This is a genomic window from Paenibacillus albicereus (assembly GCF_012676905.1).
GTDB classification, from domain to species: domain Bacteria; phylum Bacillota; class Bacilli; order Paenibacillales; family Paenibacillaceae; genus Paenibacillus_O; species Paenibacillus_O albicereus.
This window is the reverse complement of the sequence record NZ_CP051428.1, coordinates 676,911-694,225: the sequence shown is the minus strand read 5'-3', so window position 1 is coordinate 694,225 and position 17,315 is coordinate 676,911. Positions and strand designations below refer to the sequence as shown.

The 17,315-nt window shown below is 62.2% G+C and carries 20 protein-coding genes, 1 pseudogene and 1 other annotated feature; of the genes and pseudogenes, 1 reads left to right on the top strand and 20 read right to left on the bottom strand.

The window, feature by feature from the left end:
* Nucleotides 1-44 precede the first annotated feature (44 nt).
* The 17 genes from rplL to HGI30_RS02920 all read right to left on the bottom strand — a co-directional run bounded on the left by rplL (nucleotide 45) and on the right by HGI30_RS02920 (nucleotide 13,118).
* Nucleotides 45-407, bottom strand: coding sequence for a 50S ribosomal protein L7/L12 (gene rplL / locus HGI30_RS03000; protein WP_028598188.1), 363 nt, complete (start codon nucleotides 405-407; stop codon nucleotides 45-47).
* Nucleotides 408-480: 73 nt separating this feature from the next.
* Nucleotides 481-984, bottom strand: a complete 504-nt coding sequence (gene rplJ, locus HGI30_RS02995; protein ID WP_168909691.1) for a 50S ribosomal protein L10 — start codon at nucleotides 982-984, stop codon at nucleotides 481-483.
* Nucleotides 985-1,046: 62 nt separating this feature from the next.
* Nucleotides 1,047-1,183, bottom strand: a sequence feature (ribosomal protein L10 leader region).
* Nucleotides 1,184-1,196: 13 nt separating this feature from the next.
* Complete coding sequence (rplA, locus tag HGI30_RS02990; RefSeq protein WP_168906326.1) at nucleotides 1,197-1,889, bottom strand: 50S ribosomal protein L1; 693 nt, start codon at nucleotides 1,887-1,889, stop codon at nucleotides 1,197-1,199.
* Nucleotides 1,890-2,002: 113 nt separating this feature from the next.
* Complete coding sequence (gene rplK, locus HGI30_RS02985) at nucleotides 2,003-2,428, bottom strand: 50S ribosomal protein L11 (RefSeq protein WP_021878535.1); 426 nt, start codon at nucleotides 2,426-2,428, stop codon at nucleotides 2,003-2,005.
* A 94-nt stretch (nucleotides 2,429-2,522) separates the two neighbouring features.
* A complete protein-coding gene (nusG, locus tag HGI30_RS02980) occupies nucleotides 2,523-3,056 on the bottom strand; it encodes a transcription termination/antitermination protein NusG (protein ID WP_028598185.1) in 534 nt (177 codons plus the stop codon).
* Nucleotides 3,057-3,079: 23 nt separating this feature from the next.
* Nucleotides 3,080-3,289, bottom strand: a complete 210-nt coding sequence (gene secE, locus HGI30_RS02975) for a preprotein translocase subunit SecE (RefSeq protein ID WP_168906325.1) — start codon at nucleotides 3,287-3,289, stop codon at nucleotides 3,080-3,082.
* An 18-nt stretch (nucleotides 3,290-3,307) separates the two neighbouring features.
* Nucleotides 3,308-3,457, bottom strand: a complete 150-nt coding sequence (gene rpmG, locus HGI30_RS02970; RefSeq protein WP_084136916.1) for a 50S ribosomal protein L33 — start codon at nucleotides 3,455-3,457, stop codon at nucleotides 3,308-3,310.
* A gap of 338 nt (nucleotides 3,458-3,795) precedes the next feature.
* Nucleotides 3,796-4,446, bottom strand: a complete 651-nt coding sequence (gene sigH / locus HGI30_RS02965) for an RNA polymerase sporulation sigma factor SigH (protein ID WP_168906324.1) — start codon at nucleotides 4,444-4,446, stop codon at nucleotides 3,796-3,798.
* Between the two features lie 227 nt (nucleotides 4,447-4,673).
* Nucleotides 4,674-5,198: an NYN domain-containing protein gene (locus tag HGI30_RS02960; protein WP_168906323.1), complete on the bottom strand. Its 525-nt coding sequence runs from the start codon at nucleotides 5,196-5,198 to the stop codon at nucleotides 4,674-4,676.
* Between the two features lie 6 nt (nucleotides 5,199-5,204).
* Nucleotides 5,205-5,978 carry a 23S rRNA (guanosine(2251)-2'-O)-methyltransferase RlmB gene (rlmB, locus tag HGI30_RS02955; RefSeq protein WP_168906322.1) on the bottom strand — a complete coding sequence of 258 codons (774 nt, stop codon included), beginning with the start codon at nucleotides 5,976-5,978 and terminating at the stop codon, nucleotides 5,205-5,207.
* Nucleotides 5,968-6,477, bottom strand: a complete 510-nt coding sequence (locus tag HGI30_RS02950) for a Mini-ribonuclease 3 (protein WP_407945006.1) — start codon at nucleotides 6,475-6,477, stop codon at nucleotides 5,968-5,970. The genes rlmB and HGI30_RS02950 overlap by 11 nt, the downstream gene beginning before the upstream one ends.
* Nucleotides 6,474-7,946, bottom strand: a complete 1,473-nt coding sequence (gene cysS, locus HGI30_RS02945; protein ID WP_168906321.1) for a cysteine--tRNA ligase — start codon at nucleotides 7,944-7,946, stop codon at nucleotides 6,474-6,476. Before cysS ends, HGI30_RS02950 begins: the two co-directional genes overlap by 4 nt.
* Nucleotides 7,943-8,656 carry a serine O-acetyltransferase gene (gene cysE, locus HGI30_RS02940; RefSeq protein ID WP_168906320.1) on the bottom strand — a complete coding sequence of 238 codons (714 nt, stop codon included), beginning with the start codon at nucleotides 8,654-8,656 and terminating at the stop codon, nucleotides 7,943-7,945. The genes cysS and cysE overlap by 4 nt, the downstream gene beginning before the upstream one ends.
* A gap of 464 nt (nucleotides 8,657-9,120) precedes the next feature.
* Nucleotides 9,121-10,590, bottom strand: a complete 1,470-nt coding sequence (gene gltX, locus HGI30_RS02935; protein ID WP_168906319.1) for a glutamate--tRNA ligase — start codon at nucleotides 10,588-10,590, stop codon at nucleotides 9,121-9,123.
* A 98-nt stretch (nucleotides 10,591-10,688) separates the two neighbouring features.
* A complete protein-coding gene (gene ispF / locus HGI30_RS02930; protein ID WP_168906318.1) occupies nucleotides 10,689-11,171 on the bottom strand; it encodes a 2-C-methyl-D-erythritol 2,4-cyclodiphosphate synthase in 483 nt (160 codons plus the stop codon).
* A complete protein-coding gene (gene ispD, locus HGI30_RS02925; protein ID WP_235680395.1) occupies nucleotides 11,168-11,818 on the bottom strand; it encodes a 2-C-methyl-D-erythritol 4-phosphate cytidylyltransferase in 651 nt (216 codons plus the stop codon). The genes ispF and ispD overlap by 4 nt, the downstream gene beginning before the upstream one ends.
* A gap of 190 nt (nucleotides 11,819-12,008) precedes the next feature.
* The gene (locus tag HGI30_RS02920) at nucleotides 12,009-13,118 is read right to left on the bottom strand and encodes a PIN/TRAM domain-containing protein (RefSeq protein WP_168906316.1); all 1,110 of its coding nucleotides are present in this window, start codon (nucleotides 13,116-13,118) and stop codon (nucleotides 12,009-12,011) included.
* Between the two features lie 229 nt (nucleotides 13,119-13,347).
* On the opposite strand from HGI30_RS02920, the gene HGI30_RS02915 reads away from it, so the two are divergent.
* Nucleotides 13,348-13,743, top strand: coding sequence for a nucleoside triphosphate pyrophosphohydrolase family protein (locus HGI30_RS02915; protein WP_168906315.1), 396 nt, complete (start codon nucleotides 13,348-13,350; stop codon nucleotides 13,741-13,743).
* Nucleotides 13,744-13,960: 217 nt separating this feature from the next.
* Here HGI30_RS02915 and pssA read toward each other — a convergent pair.
* The 3 genes and pseudogenes from pssA to radA form a co-directional block, all read right to left on the bottom strand.
* A pseudogene (gene pssA / locus HGI30_RS02910) lies at nucleotides 13,961-14,717 on the bottom strand (CDP-diacylglycerol--serine O-phosphatidyltransferase).
* Nucleotides 14,718-14,826: 109 nt separating this feature from the next.
* Entirely contained in the window at nucleotides 14,827-15,903 is a 1,077-nt protein-coding gene (gene disA, locus HGI30_RS02905; protein WP_168906314.1) for a DNA integrity scanning diadenylate cyclase DisA, read from the bottom strand.
* Between the two features lie 16 nt (nucleotides 15,904-15,919).
* Entirely contained in the window at nucleotides 15,920-17,296 is a 1,377-nt protein-coding gene (radA, locus tag HGI30_RS02900; RefSeq protein ID WP_168906313.1) for a DNA repair protein RadA, read from the bottom strand.
* Nucleotides 17,297-17,315 lie beyond the last annotated feature (19 nt).

The window sequence follows — 17,315 nt, the reverse complement described above, 5'->3', positions numbered from 1 at the left end:
AGCCGGTAAGGTTCCAAGGGGTTCCGTACTGCAAGGAGCAGAAATTACTTCACTTCTACAGCTGCGCCTGCTTCTTCGAGCTTGGCTTTAACTGCTTCAGCGTCTTCTTTGGACACTTTTTCTTTGATCGCTTTCGGAGCGTTGTCAACGACTTCTTTCGCTTCTTTCAGGCCCAGGCCCGTCAGTTCGCGAACGACTTTGATGACGTTGATCTTGGAAGCGCCTGCGCTCGTCAGGATGACGTCGAACTCGGATTGCTCGGCCACTTCTGCAGCGCCGCCGCCAGCAGCAACAACCGTAGGTGCAGCAGCCGTTACGCCGAATTCTTCTTCGATTGCTTTAACGAGATCGTTCAGTTCCAGAACGTTCATGCCTTTGATGGCTTCAAGGATTTGCTCTTTGCTCATGGTTGAACCTCCATTGGGGTTTTAGTTTTGGGTTTATCCGATGCCGGCTAGGCCGGCCTGGTTCTGCTTTCGCTTACGCTTGCGCCTCTTGCTTTTCTCCGACAGCTTTGACCGCGAGGGCGAAGTTGCGCACAGGAGCTTGGAGGACGCTGAGGAGCATGGACAGGAGACCGTCGCGGGACGGAAGCTCAGCCAGCGCCTTGATTTGGTCCGCGCCGACGACTTGACCTTCGAGCACGCCGCCTTTCAGTTTCAGGGCGTCGTTCTTTTTGGCGAAATCGTTGAGGATCTTGGCTGGAGCGACAACGTCGTCGCCGCCGAAGGCGATTGCCGTCGGGCCGGTCAGAACTTCGTTCAGCGCAGCCATTTCAGCCGATTCCGTCGCGCGGCGGACGAGGGAGTTTTTGAGAACCTGGAACTCGATGCCCGCTTCGCGGAGCTGCTTGCGCAGTTCCGTTACTTGAGCCACGTTCAGTCCGCGGTAGTCAGCTACAACCGTCGTCGTGCTTGCCTTCAGCTTGGAGGAGATCTCTTCCACCTGCTGCTGCTTGGACTCGATTACTTTTGCATTTGCCATTTTGGTGTACACCTCCCGTAGTAATATCTGATGCATCCTTCGATCGGTCGACCTTCATCATGCCGGGCATGAATAAAGGCCTCCGCCAAGACAGCGAAGGCCATGATGGTCCGTTTCCGAGAAACGTTTATCATAACACCTCGGTAGGAGATTAAGCCCGGAGGGCGCCTACTGTCTTAGGCATGCGTGTTCTGAAGTTGGAATCGCAGCTCTTAGCGGAAGTTGGACACGTTGACGCGAGCGCCAGGTCCCATCGTCGAAGATACAGCGATGTTTTTCAGGTAAATCCCTTTGGCCGAAGCCGGCTTTGCACGGTTCAGCGCGTCAAGCAGCGCCTTGAGGTTCTCGTTCAGCTTTTCCGCATCGAACGATACCTTTCCGATTGGAGCATGGATTTGACCTGCACGGTCAAGGCGGTATTCGATCTTACCGGCTTTGATCTCCTGGACAGCCTTCGTCACGTCGAACGTTACCGTACCGGCTTTCGGGTTAGGCATGAGGCCCTTGCCGCCGAGGATACGTCCGAGCTTGCCGACTTCGGCCATCATGTCAGGCGTAGCCACGCAGACATCGAATTCGAACCAGCCTTGCTGGATTTTGTTGATCATGTCTGCATCGCCGACGTAGTCAGCGCCTGCAGCTTCGGCTTCCTTCGCTTTGTCGCCTTTGGCGAATACGAGGACGCGCTTCGTTTTGCCGGTACCGTGCGGGAGTACGACGACACCGCGTACGGCCTGGTCTTGTTTCCGCGGGTCTACGCCCAGACGGACTGCCACTTCGACGGACTCGTCGAACTTGGCGGTTGCAGCTTTTTTCACGAGCTCGATCGCTTCGGCCGGCTCGTAAGTCGCTTCGCTGTCGATCAGCTTGGCGGCTTCCAGGTACTTCTTGCCATGCTTGGCCATGTTGAACTTCCTCCTTGTGTGGTCATTAGCGGAACGCTCTTCGTGCAAACGTTCCTCCCACGGCGAAACCGATCGTTTCACTCAGGGCGGCGACGCGAGTCGCCATGGCGCGATTAGTCGACGATCGTGACGCCCATGCTGCGGGCGGTGCCTTCGACCATGCGCATTGCAGCTTCTACGGATGCAGCGTTGAGATCCTGCATTTTCTGTTCCGCGATCTCGCGAACCTTGGAACGGTTGACCGTAGCGACCTTCTTCTTGTTCGGCTCGCCGGAGCCCTTCTCGATGCCTGCTGCTACGCGGAGCAGTACGGCAGCTGGAGGAGTCTTCGTCTCGAACGTGAAGGAGCGGTCTTCGAATACGGTGATGACGACCGGAATGATCAGGCCGGCTTGATCCGCCGTACGCGCGTTGAATTCCTTACAGAACGCCATGATGTTGACGCCTGCTTGACCGAGTGCAGGACCGATTGGCGGAGCCGGGTTGGCTTTGCCTGCCGGAACTTGCAGCTTGACCAGCTTGATGACCTTTTTTGCCATGAGTTACACCTCCTGCGATCCAACTATAACGCAGCGCGATTGCTCGCGCCCCGACCTCCAGAGAACCCCCGGATAGCCGGAAACAACCGGTTCATTATACCTTCTCGACCTGCGTGTAGTCAAGTTCAACCGGGGTTTCCCGTCCGAACATGTTGACATGCACCTTGAGCTTGTTCTTGTCGAGCTGAATCTCTTCGATGACTCCGACAAAATTGGCGAACGGACCTACGGTCACGCGCACGGTTTCCTTGAGCTCGAATTCCATCTTCGGCTTCGGTTCCGACATCCCCATATGGTTGAGGATCGCGTCCACTTCCTCCGGAAGCAGCGCGGTCGGCTTGGAGCCGGATCCGGTCGAGCCTACGAATCCCGTTACGCCAGGCGTATTGCGGACGACATACCACGAATCGTCGGTCTGAATCATCTCCACCAGGACGTAGCCTGGATAGACTTTGCGCATGACGGTCTTCTTCTTGCCGTCCTTGTTCACGATCTCTTCTTCCATCGGAACAAGCACGCGGAAGATCTTGTCCTCCATGCCCATGGATTCGACGCGGCGCTCGAGGTTGGCCTTCACCTTGTTCTCATAGCCCGAGTAAGTATGAACCACATACCATCGTTTTTCCATTCCAATCCACCTTTGGACCCTTCTTAAACAATCAGTTCAACCAATGACGAGATCCCGATGTCAAGAAGCCAAAAGTAAATCGTCACAAACACGATCGTCACGAGAACGACGAGCGTATAGCTTGTCAACTCTTTACGGTTTGGCCAGCGTACTTTCTTAAGCTCAGCCCAGCTGTCTGCGAAGAAACCGAATGTTGACCCGAAGTTCTGCTTGATCTTAGCAAGAAAAGCCATCTGGTCCCACCTCCATGACTATCTCGTCTCGCGGTGAGGAGTATGTTCGTTGCAGAACTTGCAGAACTTCCTCATCTCCATACGGTCGGGGTGATTGCGCTTGTTCTTGGTGTTGGTGTAATTCCGCTGCTTGCAGCTCGTGCAAGCCAGGGTAATGATAACCCGCATTAAAGTCACCTCCCGATTGAGAATAATGAAAAGACGCACAACGTGCGAACGGACTCAAAGAGGCCTCAGGCCTGATCCGAGTCACTCTAAGTACCTTATCATACGAGATTCTTGCATGTCAATGCAATTCCTAGGGGTCAAAAGAGCCGGGAAGCCGCGCCGCAAGCGCGAAGTCAGCCTCTCGTCCGTGCTCGCTTCGGAAGCGGATTGGAAGCATCGGGTTTTCCAGCTCCGCTCCTCGGGAGCGGTTCCTCGCCGTACCAGTATCGACAGCCTCGTTGGATTCTAAAACCAAAAAAAGACCCCGCAGGGTCGATGCCGGCTCGAAGGCCGGCCGTTCAGATGCTGACGTTGCGCAGCTCCAGGTACTTCTCCAGCTTGCGCTTGACCCGTTGCAGGGCATTGTCGATGGACTTGACGTGGCGGTCCAGGTCGACGGCGATCTCCTGGTACGAGCGCCCGTCGAGATACAGCATGAGCACCTTGCGCTCGAGATCGCTGAGAATCTCGGACATCTTGTCCTCCAGGCCGACGAACTCCTCCTGGTTGATGAGCAGCTCCTCGGGATCGCTGACGCGCGTGCCGCATATGACGTCGAGCAGCGTGCGGTCGGAGTCCTCGTCATAGATGGGCTTGTCCAAGGACACGTAGGAGTTGAGCGGAATATGCTTCTGGCGGGTCGCGGTCTTGATGGCCGTAATGATCTGCCGGGTGATGCATAGCTCGGCGAAAGCCTTGAAGGAAGCGAGCTTGTCCCCGCGGAAGTCGCGGATCGACTTGTAGAGCCCGATCATGCCCTCCTGCACGATGTCCTCCCGGTCGGCGCCGATGAGGAAGTACGAGCGGGCTTTGGCCCGGACGAAATTCCGGTATTTGTTGATCAGGTATTCCAGCGCCTCGCTGTCGCCCAGTCGCACCGCCTCGACGACGTCCTCATCCGTCCGGCAGTCATAATCATGCGTACTCCATTCTCTGAGGTCGATGCTCACAAACAATCCCTCCGGCCTGCAAAGCGTGCACAGCTAGTCTATTAGTAGCAGTCGATGCGGTCATATTTCCCAAAAAAAGAATAAGCCAAGTATACAAGACGTCTCTTGACATCGTCAACGCAAACGAGCGTTCTATAATGGATAAAAGTGCCTAGAATTGGGCTCCGATGGGTTGAAACCGCTATCTTGGCGGCAATATTGTTTACATGTTTTTAACACTATGGCGATTATTTCTCGCCCCGCCTCATCCGTTCGAGCTTCATTCGGGCGTCCAGGCTGAGATTCCCGTCGATCGTGTTGCGGCTCTTGGGCGCATCGTCCTTCAGCGATCGCGCGATCTGCCGCCGGTTCTGGTCGAGCTCGAGCTGCAGCTCCCGCGCGGACAGCCGGAGCGCGCCCTTGCCGAAGGCGACATGCTGCTCGACCGAGTCCGACGTCGCCACGTAGATGCTGCGGCTGCGCTTGCGCAGCTCTCCGGACAGGCGCTCGATGCACTCGTCGGCCGTCTCTTTTTCTTTGGTGAAGACGACCGTGAGCTTATGCTGCTTGTAAGCCGAGCGGCTGCCCGCCACCTGATGGGCGTCGAACACGACATAGACTTCCATGCCGGTAAAGCCTTGATAGTCGGCCAGCAGATGGAGCAGCCGCTCCCTCGCCTCCTCGAGATTCGTTTCCTTGAGGCGCTCCAGCTCGGGCCAGGCCCCGATGATGTTGTAGCCGTCCACCAGCAGGACGTCCGGCTGACGTGCCACGGCGGACTAGACGCTCCCGCGCTGCCGCACGACCTCGTACATCAGCACGCCGGCGGCGACGGAGGCGTTGAGGGAGTTGAGCTGGCCGAGCATCGGCAGCTTCACGAGGAAGTCGCATTTCTCGCGAATGAGGCGCCCCATGCCCTTGGCCTCGTTGCCGATGACAAGCGCAAGCGGCAGGTTGAAGTCGGTCCGGTACACGTCCTGGCTCGCGCTCACGTCCGCGCCGGCGATCCAGATGCCCTCTTCCTTGAGCGACTCGATCGTCTGCGCCAGATTGGTCACGCGCGCCACCGGCACATGCTCGGCCGCTCCGGCGGAAGTCTTCCAGACCGTGGCGGTCAAGCCTGCGGCGCGGCGTTTCGGGATGATGACGCCGTGCACGCCGGTGCACTCCGCGGTGCGGAGGATCGAGCCGAGGTTGTGAGGGTCCTCGATCTCGTCGAGGATCAGCAGCAGCGGCGGACGTCCGCTCCCTTTGGCCCGCGAGAGCAGCTCGTCCACTTCCGCGTAGCGGTACGCCGCCGCTTGAGCGACGACGCCTTGATGCGCGACGCCGAGGCCGAGCTGGTCGAGCCGGCGCTTGTCGACGAACTGCACGACGATGCCGGCGTTTTTCGCCTCGGCGAGGATCGGGCCGACCGACGGCTTCTGCACCGTATCGGCGATCCAGATCTTGTTGAGCTCGCGCCCGGAGCGGAGCGCCTCGAGCACGGGGTGCTTGCCGGCGATCCAATCCTGCGCCGGCTCGGTTTCTTGATTCGGTCTGTTAGTGCTCATGCATGGTCTCCTTCTGGCGGTCCGCCTCGAGCGCTGCGAATACGGCCGCCATCAATTCCCGGAGCCTCTCGGTCCGGCCTTGGTAGTATAGATAGCCGACCAGCCCTTCGAGGGCGGTGGCCAAACGATAGTCATGCGGATCGGCATTGCGCGGAGGCTGGCCGGACTTGGCGTTGCGCGCGCGGCGCACGATGTCCTGCTCCTCCTCGTTCAGCAGCGGGGCCCACAGCTCGAGCCAGCGGCGCTGCGCCTTGGCCGAGACGATGCCGGTCGCGGCGCGGTGCAGCTGCTGGGGCTTGAGCCGCTCGCCGGCGACGAGATGCTGGCGGACGAGCAGCTCGAACACCGCGTCTCCGGCATAGGCGAGCACGACCGGATTCAGCAGCTCGGGACGCTTGGAAGGCGCCTCGTACGGCATCGGCTGGAACGGCTGCTCCCCGGCATGGGATGCGGCGGCAGGGGATGCGGCGGCAGGCTTCGGATCGATGGCGCCGCTCATTTGCGCCGCCACCGGATGCCCTGCGGCGTATCCTCCAGCAGGATGCCCTGCTCGGCGAGCTGGTCGCGGATCTCGTCCGCCCGCTTCCAGTTCTTGTCCGCGCGCGCCTGCGTCCGCTCGGCGATAAGCGCGTCGACCTCGTCATCAAGCAGCCCGGCCGCTAGGTCCGGCTGCGGCAGCAGGCCGAGCACGCCATCCATGACGTCCATCAGGCCGAGCAGCGCGCGCAGCGCCGGGGCCGGGGCGACCGGCAGCTGGAGCAGCGCGTTCGCCTCGGCGACGAGCTCGAACCAGGCCGTGATCGCGTCCGGCGTGTTGAAATCGTCGTCCAGCTTGGCGGCGAAGCGGTCGCGCAGTCCGCGCAGGCGCTCGTCAAGCGCCTCGTCGCCGGTTAGCGGCTCATAGCGGAGCACGCCGATCGGAGCGCCCTCGCGCGCATGCCAGCCTGCTGCGCCGGCGCCGTCCGGAGCGACGGCGCCGAGCCGATGCTCCAGGTTGATGCGGCAGTTGGCGATGCGCTCCACGCTGCCGAGCGCCTGCTCCACCGTGTCGTCGCTGAAGTTGAGCGGAGCGCGGTAGTGGCCCGACAGCATGAAGTAGCGGATCGCCTCCGGCTTGATGCGCTTCAGCAGCTCGTTCACGGTGATGCCGTTGCCGAGCGATTTCGACATTTTCTGGTTGTCGATGTTGATGAAGCCGTTATGCATCCAGTAGCGCGCCAGCGGCTTTCCCGTCAGCGACTCCGACTGCGCGCACTCGCATTCGTGGTGAGGGAACTGCAGGTCGTTGCCGCCGCCGTGGATGTCGAGCGTATCGCCCAAGTATTCGCGGGCCATCGCCGAGCATTCAATATGCCAGCCCGGCCGTCCCGGTCCCCATGGGCTGTCCCAGCTGATCTCTCCCGGCTTGGCGCCTTTCCAGAGCACGAAGTCCTGCGGGTCCTCCTTGCGCTCGTCGATGCCGATACGGATGCCCAACTGCAGCTCCTCCAGGTTCTGATGGGAGAGCTGGCCGTACGCGGCGAACGACTTGGTGCGGAAATACACGTCGCCGCCGCTCGGATAGGCCGAGCCCTGCTCGACCAACTCGCCGATGAAGGCGATGATCTGCGGAATGTGCTCCATGACGCGCGGATTGCGCGTCGCCCGGCGGACGCCCAGCCCCTCCGTGTCTTCGTAGAACGCCTCGATGAAGCGCTCCGCCACCTCCGGCACCGTCGATCCGAGCTGCTCCGCCTTGCGGATCAGCTTGTCGTCGACATCCGTGAAGTTGACGAGGTAGTCGACCTTGTACCCGACGGCCTCCAAGTAGCGGCGAACGACGTCGAAAAAGATCGCCGGACGCGCGTTGCCGATGTGGATATAGTCGTATACGGTCGGACCGCACGCGTACATCTTTACTTTACCCGGCTGCTGAGGGATGAACTCCTCCTGCTTCCGGCTCATCGTATTGTAGATATGCAGACTCATCGCTGCTGCTCCCCTCCGCCGACCGGCAGCTTGACCTGCCGCTCTTGATGCTCCCGGACTTCCCGCTCCGCCGCGCTCTCGCGCAGCTCGCCTACTTGCGCCCTCAGGAGATTGATTTCGTTCTGCATGCTTCGCAACATCTCGATGACCGGATCGGGCAGCTTCGCATGGTCCAGCCGGTCCCCGACCTTGAGGCCGTTGCGCTTGACGATCCGTCCCGGATTGCCGACGACGGTGCTGTTGTCCGGCACTTCCCTCAGCACGACCGAGTTGGAGCCGATGTTGCAGTTGTCTCCGACCCGGAACGAGCCGAGCACCTTGGCGCCGGAGCCGATGACGACGTTGCTGCCGATCGTCGGATGCCGCTTGCCCTTCTCCTTGCCCGTGCCCCCGAGCGTGACTCCCTGATAAATGACGACATCGTCGCCGATCTCGCAGGTCTCCCCGATGACCACGCCCATGCCGTGGTCGATGAACAGCCGATCGCCGACGCGGGCGCCGGGATGGATCTCGATGCCGGTCATGAAGCGGCTGACCTGCGAGACGATGCGCGCCAGCGTGAACAGCCGGCGCTTGAACAGCGCGTGCGCGATCCGGTGCGCCCAGATCGCGTGCAGGCCCGAGTAGGTGAAGACGACCTCAAAGACGCTGCGCGCGGCGGGATCGTTGTCGAATACCGCCCGGATATCGGACTTGATATGGCGAATCATGTCTCTAGCCCCCCACTTGAGCCTTGCCTTGCGGATCGGAGATGCGTCTGGATATAAAAAGCCCCTGCAGCCGAAAGGCTGCAGAGGCGTCGATGGCGCGGTTCCACTCTGCGGTTCAGGGCCGTCCGCAGCGCGGGCGGTCCTGACTCATGGGCCTGTAACGAAGGCCGGACGTTGCCGCCTACCCCCGGATTCCCTGCGGCGGACGCGCGAGGCGCGGACCGCGGGGAGCGGGCTCGGAGCAAGGCTCGCAGGTGCAGCGGATGCGCCGCCGGGATGGACGCTCTCGCAGCCGCCTGGCATTCGGCGGCGCCGCGAAGTCGGCGTGCCGGATGCATGGCGGAGGTCCTCTCTGCAATCCCGGGCATGGCGTTCCGATCCTGTTCAAAGCCTTTCGGTATCGGTGCTTGAATTACCTTTAGTATACTCCATAAGCGGCAAAGCGCAAGGTGTCCGCGCCCGGCTCAGCCCTGCAGGCGCGCGCGCAGGCGGCTTTCCACTTTTTCCTGCCCGAGCAGCACGATCGTGCGGTTCAGGTCCGGTCCGTGCGTGTGGCCGGTGACGGCGGCGCGGATCGGCATGAACAGCGTCTTGCCTTTGCAGCCGGTCTCCTTTTGAACGGACTTGATGAGCGCCTTGACGCCCTCCTCGTTCCAGCTCTCCGGATCGAGCGTGCCGATGCCCGCGAGGAACGCCGACAGCACCTGCGGCACCGTCTCCTCCGCCAGCACCTCGCGCGCCTCCGCTTCGTCCTCGAAGGCATCGAGGAAGAACAGCTCGGTCAGCGGCACGATCTCCGCGCCCCAGCGCAGCTTCTCGCGGTACAGGGCGATCAGGTCAGCCGCCCATTCGCGCTCGCGCGCGTCCGGCTCCGCGCTGACGCGGCCGGCCTGCTGCAGATGCGGCAGGCACAGGTCGACCAGGCGCGGCAGCTCCAGCTGCTTGATGTATTCGCCGTTCATCCAGGCGAGCTTGTTCGTGTCGAATACCGCCGGGCTCTTGCTCAGCCGATCGGCATCGAACGCCTCGACCAGTCCCTCGCGCGTGAACAGCTCCTGCTCGCCCTCCGGCGACCAGCCGAGCAGCGCGATGAAGTTGAACAGCGTCTCCGGCAGGTAGCCGAGCTGCTCGTACTGCTCGATGAACTGGATGATCGACTCGTCGCGCTTGCTCAGCTTCTTGCGCTGCTCGTTGACGATCAGCGTCATGTGCGCGAACAGCGGCGGCTCCCAGCCGAGCGCCTCGTAGATCATGAGCTGGCGCGGCGTGTTGGAGATGTGGTCCTCGCCCCGCAGCACATGGGAAATCTTCATCAAATGATCGTCGACCGCCACCGCGAAGTTGTACGTCGGGATGCCGTCCTTCTTGACGATGACGAAGTCGCCCGTCTCGCTCGTATCGATGCGGATCATGCCCTTGACCATATCGTTCCACTCGTAGGTCCGGCTGTCCGGCACGCGGAAGCGGATGCTGGCGACGCGGCCCTCCGCCTCGAACGCCGCCTGCTGCTCCGGCGTCAGGTTCCGATGGCGGCCCGAGTAGCGCGGCGTCTCGCCGCGGGCGGTCTGCTCCTCGCGCTCCTGCTCCAGCTCCTGCTCCGTGCAGTAGCAGCGGTAAGCGAGGCCGCGGTCGAGCAGATCCTGCCAATACTCGCGGTAGATGTCGAGGCGCTCCGTCTGCCGGTACGGGCCGTAGCCGCCGCCGACGTCGACGCTTTCGTCCCAAGAGATGCCGAGCCAGGCCATGAACTTGAGCTGGCTCTCTTCCCCGCCGGCCACGTTGCGCTTGACGTCGGTATCCTCGATGCGGACGACGAACTTGCCTCCGTGGCGGCGGGCATACAGATAGTTGAACAGCGCGGTGCGTGCATTGCCGATATGCAGATGTCCCGTCGGCGACGGAGCGTAGCGGACGCGGACTTCGTTTTGTGCCATGTCGGTTTCCCCTTTTCGTTCTCCGCGCCGGGCTCTCCTCCCGGCACGTTCGTTATGGATGCGATCGATCCCCGGTCAGGTTTTTGAAATAAGTGCCATCATAGCACACCCTGCACGAGGCAGACAACCGCCTGCGCGGCGATGCCCTCGCCCCGACCCGGGAAGCCGAGCTTCTCGGTGGTCGTCGCCTTGACGTTCACCTGGTCGGGCTGCGCCTCGAGCGCGCGGGCGATGATCTCGACCATCGCCGGGATATGCGGCGCCATCTTGGGCGCCTGGGCGATGATCGTGCAGTCGAGGTTGCCGAGGCGCCAGCCCCGCTCCTTGATGAGCTCCCATACCCGCTCCAGCAGCTTCAGGCTGTCCGCGTCCTTGAACGCCGGATCCGTATCGGGAAAATGCTTGCCGATGTCGCCGAGCGCAAGCGCGCCGAGCAGCGCGTCCGCCACCGTATGCAGAAGCACGTCCGCATCGGAATGTCCGAGCAGCCCCTTTTCGAACGGAATCGTCACTCCGCCGATGATGCACGGACGTCCCTCCACCAGCTGGTGCACGTCAAAGCCTTGTCCGATCCGAATCATGAATCCGTTCCCCTCTCCCGCTGCGCCAGCAGGAACTCCGCGTACGGCAGATCCTCCGGCGTCGTGATCTTGATGTTCGTATACTCGCCCTCGACGACCGACACCGGATCGCCCAGCCGCTCCACGGCCATCGCGTCGTCCGTGCCGAGGAAGCCGCTCGCGAGCGCCTGCTCGTGGGCTTCCAGCAGCCGGACACGGCGAAAAGCTTGCGGCGTCTGAATCGCCCACAAGCTGCTTCGGTCCGGCGTGGCGACGATGACTCCGTGCTCGTCCGCCTGCTTGATCGTGTCCTTGACCGGCACGGCCAGCACGGCCGCTCCCGTCTCCTCGGCCCGCCGCAGGCAGGCCCGCACGGCCGCCTCCGTCGCGAGCGGACGCACGCCGTCGTGGACGAGCGCCCATTCCGTCGCAAGTCCGCGCAGCCCGAGCCGCACGCTGTGCTGCCGCTCGCTGCCGCCCTCCAGCACCGCCGTCACCTTGGACAAGCGATAGGAGCGGCACCAGTCGCGGCACCGCTCCACATCCGAAGCTCCGGTCACGAGCACGATCTCGGCAACCTCGTCCATCCCCTGCAGCAGCTCCAGCGAATGGATCAGCACGGGCTTGCCGCCAAGCTCCAGAAACTGCTTGCTCTCGGCCGTGCCCATGCGCGTGCCGCGTCCGGCCGCCACGACGACGGCTCCCCAACGGGGCTCCGAGGCGCGAAGCTCCGCTTCCGCTGCGCCGGCGTTCGCCGCGCTCCGCGGACGAAAAGCCGAATTCGGCTCCGCCGGCTCCTTGCCGTCACTCATTCCTGTTCACATCCCGCCGTAACGTTCCTTTCCTTATCATACCTCGTTACAGCGCTTTTTCCAACAGCTTGGGCTTGGCGAAGATCATCCGTCCCGCCGACGTCTGCAGCACGCTCGTCACCAGCACTTCCATCGTCATGCCGATGTAGTCGCGCCCGCCCTCGACGACGATCATCGTGCCGTCGTCGAGATACGCGACGCCTTGGCCATGCTCCTTGCCGTCCTTGATGATCTGCACGACGATCTCCTCGCCCGGCAGCACGACGGGCTTGACGGCGTTGGCCAGATCGTTGATGTTCAGCACCGACACGCCCTGCAGCTCGCATACCTTGTTGAGGTTGAAGTCGTTGGTCAGCACCTTGCCCCGCAGCAGCTTGGCCAGCTTCACGAGCTTGCTGTCCACCTCGCTCACGTCCTCGAAGTCGCCCTCGTAGATGAGCACCTTCACGTCGAGCTCCTTTTGGATCTTGTTCAGGATGTCCAGGCCGCGCCGGCCCCGGTTGCGCTTGAGCAGATCCGACGAATCCGCGATATGCTGCAGCTCCTCCAGGACGAACTCCGGAATGACGAGCGTGCCCTCGATGAAGCCGGTCTTGCAGATGTCCGCGATCCGGCCGTCGATGATGACGCTCGTGTCCATGATCTTGTGCTCCTCGAAATTGACCGGCTCGACTTTCTCCGGCTCCGGAGCCGCTTTCGGCTGCAGCAGCGCCGTCAGGCCGGCGGCCAGCTCCTCCTTCTTGCGAAGGCCGACCGTCAGGCCGACGTAGCCGAGGCCGAGCGTCAGCAGCGCCGGCGCGATCATCGCCGCCGACTCCGGCAGGCGCGAGACCGACGGGTAGAGCAGCGCCGACAGCACGAGGCCGCAGGTCAGTCCGGCCGCCCCGGCGAGCAGATCGGCCGCAGGCAGCTCAGCGGCGCGCCGCGCGCCTTCGCCGAGCAGGCGCTGCGCCTGTCCGGCGAGCGCGGTCGCGAGCAGCAGGCCGCAGAACGCTCCGACCGCCAGTCCCAAGTAGTAGCCGAAGGAGCCGTAGCCCCCGGCAAGAGCGCTGTAGCCCATGCCTGCCGGGAGGCTGCCTCCGGTGCCGATGCCCGCCTGGGAGCCCAGCATGCCGCCAAATACGAGTCCAAGTAATTGCAGAATCCGTTTTACCATAGCTTGTTCGCCACCTCCATTAGCCAGTATGTTCCAATTCGCCGAAGGCTAAACCGCCCGGGCGCACCGGCTGCCGACGGCCCGGCCAGGGGCGGGAAGCGCCCGTTTCCCAAGCGTCATGAAGGATTTCTCATAATGGGCAAATGCTTTTTGTTTTCGGGAGGCGGGGCTGTATAATGGGAGTAGCCTTTACTAAAAAAACGAAACCTTCGCGAAAGAGGTGGGTACGATGAGCGCACCAACGCTTCATGATTTTCAGGAGCAGGTATCGGAACTGATATTGCGCCACCGCAGCGTGCTGGACGTGCTGTCCAAGTTCGGCCAGACTGGAGCGGCGGTGAACCGCGCCGTGGCCAAGGCCGTCACGGAATGCGGCTGCATCGAGATCCAAGCGTCCAAGCAGCATTATTCCGAGGAGCCGGAGCTGGAGACGGCCAAGCAGCTGCTGGAGTCCCATATGGACGGCGCCGTATGCGAGAATTGCCGCGACGTGCTCAAGGCGGAGCTGGGACGCAATCTGTTCTACATGTCCGCCCTCTGCAACCTGCTGGAGATCGACCTCGACGAGGTCGTCAAGGCCGAATCGGACAAATGCTCCACGCTTGGCGTATTCAACCTCACCTAGACGCCTTCGCCCGACAACAGATAGGCCCGCTCCTCCCCGAGGATGCGGGCCTGTTCGCGTTCGCTTCGACTTCCGGGGGTTCCGGGGATCCGGAAGGCTCCACGAGACGATGAAGATACGAACAAAGACAAAATCGGCACGAAGAAAGCCAAAAACATCCAGGCCGTCCGCGAGCAGCGGTTGCCTGGATGTTTCTGCGTTTCGAACACCATATTTGCTAGACGCTGCGCCGCTTGCGGCGGCGCTCCTCCTGCTCCTCGCCCTCCTGGGCGCGCCGTTTGCGGCGGCGAAGGCGGCCCTGCACATTAACGTTTTTTTTTTAGGCCGTAGAGCGCGTACAGCAGCAGCGGCACGAAGATGATCTTGCTCAGCTGGTCCGGGAACGCGATGCCCAGCACGACGGCGATGCCGACGACGATCGGGATGCTCCAGATCGCGCTCTTGGGCAGGCCGAATTTTTTGAAGTTCGGGTACTTCACGGTGCTGACCATCAGCAGCGCCAGGCCGAGCGTGCTCGCCATGAGCACCCACGGCTGGATGTCGTGATGGAACAGCGCCAGCGTCGCCAGGATGCCGCCTGCGGCCGGAATCGGCAGGCCGATGAAATAGCCCGGCGCGACGCTGCTGACGACGTTGAAGCGAGCCAGGCGAAGAGCGCCGCAGATCGGGAAGATCGCGGTGACGATCCATGAGGCGGCGTCGGAGTTCAGCTCCTGGAAGGCGACGACATACATGATGAAGGCCGGGGCGACACCGAAGGAAATGACGTCGGACAAGGAGTCGAGCTCCTTGCCGAACTCGCTCGAGACTCCGAGCGCTCGCGCGACGCGTCCGTCTACGCCGTCGAGCAGCATGGCGATGATGACCATCATGGCCGCCATCTCCGGTTTATCATTGAACACGAGAATGATGGATACAATCCCGAGGAACAGATTTCCGATCGTAAAAAGACTCGGCAACGATTTTGCAAACACTGTGGTTCCACCTCATCTCTACTATGCCCGGCGAAGCGTGAAGTCAGGCATGGAATATTTTCCACCTTCATCCATTTCTTCCGCATGGCATTCCCCCATTCTAGGGGAATCAGATTTGCCTGTCAATGAACATTTGATCTTGAATGCGGCGCAGTCCTTCCTTGATGGCGCGGGCCCGCACCTCGCCGATTCCGTCCACTTCGTCCAGCTCCGCGATCGTCGCCATGACGATGCTCGGCAGGTTGCCGAAGCGCTCGATCAGGTTGTTCATGATGACCAGCGGCAGGCGGGGAATGCGGTACATCTGGCGGTATCCCCTCGGCTGCACCGCCTCGTCGGCGATGGAAGCTCCCTGCGGATAGCCGAGCAGCCGGATGACGTGCGGCGCGTCCATCAGCTCATCGTTGCTCAGCTTCTTGAGTCCCGCGCGAATGTCACGCAGCCGCTCGTCGCTGTTGTCGCGGGCGTAGTCCTTGAGCAGGAACCACGCATCCTCCTCGACGCCGCCGATCAGCTCCTCCATCTGCATGCTGATGAGACGTCCTTCCGTGCCGAGCTCGTTGACGTAGCGCTTGATCTCCATCTTGATCCGCAGCACCATCTCGACGCGGTGGATGACATGCGCGACCTCCTGGAGCGTGACGAGCTCCTCGAACTCCAGCGCCGACAGGTTCGTGAACGACTGCTTGAGCACCGCCTTGTATTTCTCCAGCGTCTGGATCGCCTGGTTCGCCTTGGTCAGGATGACGCCCATGTCCTTGAGCGAGTAGCGCAGGCTGCCCATGTACAGCGTGATGATGTTGCGCCGCTGCGAGATCGAGACGACGAGGCGTCCGGTCTGCTTGGCGACCCGCTCCGCGGTCCGGTGGCGGATGCCCGTCTCGATCGACGGGATCGACGAGTCGGGGATGAGCTGCGTATTGGCATAGAGGATGCGCTTGAGGTCCTCGCTGAGGATGATCGCGCCGTCCATCTTGGCCAGCTCATACAGATAGTTGGGCGAGAACTCGCAATTGATCGAAAAGCCGCCGTCGACGACCTCCATCACCTCGGGGCTGTAGCCGACGACGAGCAAGGCGCCGGTCTTGGCCCGCAGCACGTTGTCGAGCCCGTCGCGGAACGCCGTGCCGGGCGCGACCAGCTGCAGCAGCTGGTTCGTGATTTCGTTCTCCTTGGTTTCCTTCATCGGTATGGTAGTCCCCCTATTCAAGCGCCGCGCGGAGCGCTTCGGCAACCGTATTGACGCCAACGATCTTGATATCGTCCGGCGGCTTCCAGCCCTTGAGGCTCTTCTCCGGCAGGATGACCCGCTTGAAGCCGAGCTTCTGGGCTTCCTTGACCCGCTGCTCCGCCCGCGAGACGGCCCGCACCTCGCCGGTCAGGCCGACTTCTCCGAAAATGACGTCGTCCGGCTTGGTCGGCGCGTCCTTGAAGCTGGAGGCGAGGGCGACCGCCGCGGCCAGATCGACCGCCGGCTCGTCGAGCCGCACGCCGCCGGCGGCGTTCAGATAGGCGTCCTGCGTCTGCAGGAACAGGCCGATCCGCTTCTCCAGCACGGCGATGATGAGCGCCATCCGATGATGGTCGAAGCCGGTCGACATGCGCCGCGGAGAAGGGAAATGCGTCGGCGCCACCAGGGCCTGCAGCTCCACGAGCACCGGACGCGTCCCCTCCATGCTGGCGACGACGGTCGAGCCGGAGACGCCGAGCGGGCGCTCCGACAGGAACAGCTCGGACGGATTGGCGACCTCGCGCAGGCCGTCCTCGCCCATTTCGAAGATGCCGATCTCGTTGGTCGAGCCGAAGCGGTTCTTGACCGCGCGCAGCAGCCGGTAGGAATGATGCCTCTCTCCCTCGAAATAAAGGACGCAGTCCACCATATGCTCCAGCAGCCTCGGGCCGGCGATGGCGCCTTCCTTGGTCACGTGGCCGACAAGCACCGTCGCGATGCCGTCGATCTTGGACTTGCGCATGAAGTGCGCCGTGCACTCGCGCACCTGGGCGACGCTGCCTGGAGCCGACTGCACGCCCGGATCGTAGACCGTCTGGATGGAGTCGATGACGAGGAAATCCGGTCCTACCGACTCGATCGCCTCGTTAATATGCTCCATATTGGTCTCGCACAGTACATACAGCGACTCGGCGAGCGCGCCGAGCCGGTCGGCGCGCAGCTTGGTCTGGCGGACGGACTCCTCGCCCGAGATGTACAGCACCTTGAGTCCGGCCGAGGCCAGGGCATGGGAGGCCTGCAGCAGCAGCGTCGACTTGCCGATGCCGGGGTCGCCTCCGACGAGGATGAGCGAGCCCGGCACGACGCCGCCGCCGAGCACGCGGTTCAGCTCGCCGATGCTGCTCTCGATCCGCGGCTCCTGTCCCGTATTGATATCTATGATGGAACGCGGCTTTTCTTTCGTCCCGCGCGACATCGGGGCGGACAAGCCGACCCCGGCCGTCTTGACAACCGTTTCCTTTTCCTCTACCATCGTGTTCCATTCGCCGCAGCCGGGACATTTGCCCAGCCACTTGGGCGATTCCGTGCCGCACTCCGTGCAGGCGAACTTGATTTTTACCTTGGCCACATCAGGCTCCTTGAACGTA

Bases quoted from the DNA above. Each gene is read 5' to 3' on its own strand.
- nusG (WP_028598185.1), bottom strand. From the start codon at position 3,056: ATGGAAAAACGATGGTATGTGGTTCATACTTACTCGGGCTATGAGAAC.
- ispF (WP_168906318.1), bottom strand. From the start codon at position 11,171: ATGATTCGGATCGGACAAGGCTTTGACGTGCACCAGCTGGTGGAGGGA.
- cysE (WP_168906320.1), bottom strand. From the start codon at position 8,656: ATGATTCGCCATATCAAGTCCGATATCCGGGCGGTATTCGACAACGAT.
- disA (WP_168906314.1), bottom strand. From the start codon at position 15,903: ATGAAGGAAACCAAGGAGAACGAAATCACGAACCAGCTGCTGCAGCTG.
- HGI30_RS02950 (WP_407945006.1), bottom strand. From the start codon at position 6,477: ATGAGCGGCGCCATCGATCCGAAGCCTGCCGCCGCATCCCCTGCCGCC.
- rplJ (WP_168909691.1), bottom strand. From the start codon at position 984: ATGGCAAATGCAAAAGTAATCGAGTCCAAGCAGCAGCAGGTGGAAGAG.
- HGI30_RS02915 (WP_168906315.1), top strand. From the start codon at position 13,348: ATGAGCGCACCAACGCTTCATGATTTTCAGGAGCAGGTATCGGAACTG.
- ispD (WP_235680395.1), bottom strand. From the start codon at position 11,818: ATGGGCACGGCCGAGAGCAAGCAGTTTCTGGAGCTTGGCGGCAAGCCC.
- rplA (WP_168906326.1), bottom strand. From the start codon at position 1,889: ATGGCCAAGCATGGCAAGAAGTACCTGGAAGCCGCCAAGCTGATCGAC.
- rplL (WP_028598188.1), bottom strand. From the start codon at position 407: ATGAGCAAAGAGCAAATCCTTGAAGCCATCAAAGGCATGAACGTTCTG.
- gltX (WP_168906319.1), bottom strand. From the start codon at position 10,590: ATGGCACAAAACGAAGTCCGCGTCCGCTACGCTCCGTCGCCGACGGGA.
- HGI30_RS02920 (WP_168906316.1), bottom strand. From the start codon at position 13,118: ATGGTAAAACGGATTCTGCAATTACTTGGACTCGTATTTGGCGGCATG.
- rpmG (WP_084136916.1), bottom strand. From the start codon at position 3,457: ATGCGGGTTATCATTACCCTGGCTTGCACGAGCTGCAAGCAGCGGAAT.
- rplK (WP_021878535.1), bottom strand. From the start codon at position 2,428: ATGGCAAAAAAGGTCATCAAGCTGGTCAAGCTGCAAGTTCCGGCAGGC.
- cysS (WP_168906321.1), bottom strand. From the start codon at position 7,946: ATGAGTCTGCATATCTACAATACGATGAGCCGGAAGCAGGAGGAGTTC.
- secE (WP_168906325.1), bottom strand. From the start codon at position 3,289: ATGGCTTTTCTTGCTAAGATCAAGCAGAACTTCGGGTCAACATTCGGT.
- rlmB (WP_168906322.1), bottom strand. From the start codon at position 5,978: ATGAGCACTAACAGACCGAATCAAGAAACCGAGCCGGCGCAGGATTGG.